At 70.8% G+C, this 3,256-nt stretch carries 4 protein-coding genes; all 4 read left to right on the forward strand.

Features of this window, described 5'->3' with window-relative positions; genetic code table 11:
• A partial coding sequence (locus VMF51_RS17540; RefSeq protein ID WP_325475748.1) for a thiamine pyrophosphate-dependent enzyme occupies window positions 1–666 on the forward strand: 666 nt, incomplete at its 5' end.
• A 4-nt stretch (window positions 667–670) separates the two neighbouring features.
• Window positions 671–1,213, forward strand: a complete 543-nt coding sequence (ilvN, locus tag VMF51_RS17545; protein ID WP_325475749.1) for an acetolactate synthase small subunit — start codon at window positions 671–673, stop codon at window positions 1,211–1,213.
• A gap of 58 nt (window positions 1,214–1,271) precedes the next feature.
• Window positions 1,272–2,285, forward strand: coding sequence for a ketol-acid reductoisomerase (gene ilvC, locus VMF51_RS17550; protein ID WP_325475750.1), 1,014 nt, complete (start codon window positions 1,272–1,274; stop codon window positions 2,283–2,285).
• Window positions 2,285–3,256, forward strand: a 972-nt coding sequence (locus VMF51_RS17555; protein WP_325475751.1) for a 3-isopropylmalate dehydrogenase, incomplete at its 3' end; no start/stop codon positions are given. The genes ilvC and VMF51_RS17555, both read left to right, overlap by 1 nt.

The raw sequence follows: 3,256 nt of genomic DNA on the forward strand, positions 1-3,256 counted from the left end.
CACGACCCGGCCGGGCCGCTGAAGCCCCAGTACGTGACCGAGCGGCTGTCTGCGCTCACCGGCGGCGACGCGATCATCGTGGCCGGCGTCGGCCAGCATCAGATGCACGCGTCCCAGCACTACTCGTTCACCAGGCCGCGCAGCTGGATCAACTCCGGCGGCGCCGGGACCATGGGCTTCGCCGTGCCCGCCGCGATGGGCGCCCAGGTGGGCAGGCCGGGGGAGCTGGTGGTCGCGATCGACGGCGACGGGTGCTTCCAGATGACCGCGCAGGAGCTGGCGACGTGCGCGATCGAGAACATCCCAATCAAGGTGCTGATCTTCAACAACGGCTTCCTCGGCATGGTCCGCCAGTGGCAGGAGCTGTTCTACGACGAGCGCTACTCCTCGGTCGAGCTCGGCACCGCCATCCCCGACTACGTGAAGCTGGCCGAGGCCTACGGCTGCATCGGGCTGCGCTGCGAGCGGCCCGACGAGGTCGACGCGGTACTGGACAAGGCGCTGGCGCCGTCGGACGTGCCGGTGGTCGTGGACTTCCGCACCCACGACCGCGAGGGCGTGTTCCCGATGGTGCCGGCAGGCAAGCCGAACGACGACATCGTGCTGGGCCCGGAGTTCAGCGCGGACGAGCAGAGCGCGGCCTCGCGCCGGGAAGTGAAGGGCTAATCCGATGAGCACGCACACCCTGTCGGTCCTGGTGGAGAACAAGCCAGGCGTGCTATCGCACGTCGCAGGGCTGTTCTCGCGCCGGGCGTTCAACATCTCCTCGCTCGCGGTCGGGCCGACGCACGACGAGCGCGTCAGCCGGATCACGATCGTGGTGGACGGCGCGACCACGCCGGTCGAGCAGGTCAAGAGCCAGCTCGACAAGCTCGTCCGCGTACTCAAGGTGGTCGAGCTGCACGACGGCACCGCGGTCGAGCGCGAGCTCGCGCTGATCAAGGTCCAGGCCGACCCGGCGCTCCGCGGTCAGCTGCTCGAGGTCGCAGGCGTCTTCGGCGCGAGCGTGGTCGACATGAGCCCGACGACCCTCGTCCTGGAGGCCGTGAGCAGCCCGGCGAAGCTCGACTCGCTGCTGCTCATGCTCGAGGCCTACGGCACCTGCGAGCTGGTCCGCACCGGCCGCATCGCGCTCGCGCGCGGGGCCAACGTCATCACAGACGAGCCGCCCGGCCTCGTCGCAGTGCCGCAGCGGACCGAGTCAGCCGCCTGAACACCTCGTTCCCAACCGAATTAACAGCTCGAACTAAACAGCAGAGAGGACCTACCCGATGGCCACCGTCTACTACGACGCCGACGCCGACCTCAGCCTGATCCAGGGCCGCCAGATTGCCGTCCTCGGCTACGGCTCGCAGGGACACGCGCACGCGCTCAGCCTGCGCGACTCCGGTTGCGCGGTGCGCGTCGGCCTGCCCGAGGGCTCGCGCTCCCGCAAGCGCGCAGAGGCCGCCGGGCTGGAGGTGACCACGCCGGAGCAGGCCAGCGCGTGGGCCGATGTGATCATGGTGCTGACGCCCGACACCACGCAGCGCAAGCTGTACGCGGAGGCGATCGAGCCGAATCTCAAGCCCGGCGACGCGTTGTTCTTCGCGCACGGCTTCAACATTCACTTCGGTTACATCACCCCGCCGGACACCGTCGACGTCGCCATGGTCGCGCCGAAGGCGCCCGGTCACCTCGTGCGCCGGCAGTACGAGGAGGGCCACGGCACGCCCGTACTCGTGGCGGTGGAGCAGGACGCCACGGGCAAGGCCTGGGACCTGGCCAGGTCCTACGCGGCCGCGATCGGCGGCACCAAGGCCGGCGCCCTCGTCACCACGTTCAAGGAGGAGACGGAAAGCGACCTGTTCGGCGAGCAGGCCGTGCTCTGCGGCGGGGTCACCGCCCTGGTCAACGCCGGGTTCGAGACGCTGGTCAAGGCCGGCTACCAGCCCGAGGTCGCCTACTTCGAGTGCCTGCACGAGCTCAAGCTGATCGTCGACCTCATGTACGAGGGCGGCGAGAGCTGGATGCGGTACTCGGTCAGCGACACGGCCGAGTACGGGGACCTCACCCGCGGGCCGCGGGTCATCAGCGACGCGACCCGCGAGGCCATGGCGAAGCTGCTGGCCGACATCCAGTCCGGCGAGTTCGCCCGCGAGTGGGTGGCCGAGGACGACGCCGGCCGGCCGAACTTCGAGCGGCTGCGCGCCGAGGCCAGGACGGCCCAGATCGAGCAGGTCGGCAAGCCGCTGCGGGCCATGATGAGCTGGCTCGGCTCGGCCGCGAAGGAGATGGACGAGTAATGGCGGGCGAGGCATCGGCATCCGGGGACGTAACCGAGGGGAAGCCGCGCACGCACGTCATCACGCACCTGCCCGGTGACGGCGTCGGCCCCGAGGTCACTGCGGTCGCGCGCGCGTGCGTGGACGCGGCGGCGGCGCGGCACGGCTTCGCGGTCGACTGGCGGTCCTGCGCGCTCGGTGGCGAGCACTACCTGAAGACCGGCGAGGTGCTCCCCGACCAGGTGCTTGACGAGCTGCGCAAGTCCGACGCGATCCTGCTCGGCGCCGTCGGCCACCCGGACGTTCCGCCCGGCGTGCTCGAGCGCGGGCTGCTGCTGCGGCTGCGGTTCGAGCTTGACCTGTACATCAACTTGCGGCCGTCGAAGCTGCGGGCCGGGGTCGGCGGCGCCGTTGGCGCGCATCGGCTCGAGGACCTGGACCTGGTCATCGTGCGTGAGAACACCGAGGGCCTGTACGCGGGCGCGGGCGGCACCGTGCACCGCGGCACCGAGTTCGAGACCGCGACCGAGGAGTCGCTGAACACCTGGGCCGGCGTCCGGCGCTGCATCAGGTACGCGGCCGGGCTGGCGGCCCGGCGGTCGGGGCGTCTCACGCTGGTGCACAAGACCAACGTGCTCACCCACGCCGGGGACCTGTGGCACCGGCTGGCCCGCACGGTCGCGGCCGAGGAGGGCGTCGAGCTCAGCTACGCGCACGTCGACGCCGCGTGCCTGTGGATGGTCGACGACCCGAAGCGTTTCGACGTGATCGTGACCGACAACCTGTTCGGCGACATCCTGTCCGACCTCGGCGCGGCGCTGACCGGGGGTCTTGGCCTGGCCCCGAGCGGCAACCTGAACCCGGACCTGACCGGCCCGTCGGTGTTCGAGCCGGTGCACGGCTCGGCGCCCGACATTGCCGGAACGGGGCGGGCTAACCCGGCCGGGGCCGTGCTGTCGGCCGGGCTCATGCTCTCGCATCTCGGCGAGGAC

The organism is Nocardioides sp., assembly GCF_035503875.1.
Taxonomy (GTDB): domain Bacteria; phylum Actinomycetota; class Actinomycetes; order Propionibacteriales; family Nocardioidaceae; genus Nocardioides.

Coding starts and splice junctions, on each gene's coding strand:
- ilvN (WP_325475749.1), top strand. CDS start 671: ATGAGCACGCACACCCTGTCGGTCCTGGTGGAGAACAAGCCAGGCGTG.
- ilvC (WP_325475750.1), top strand. CDS start 1,272: ATGGCCACCGTCTACTACGACGCCGACGCCGACCTCAGCCTGATCCAG.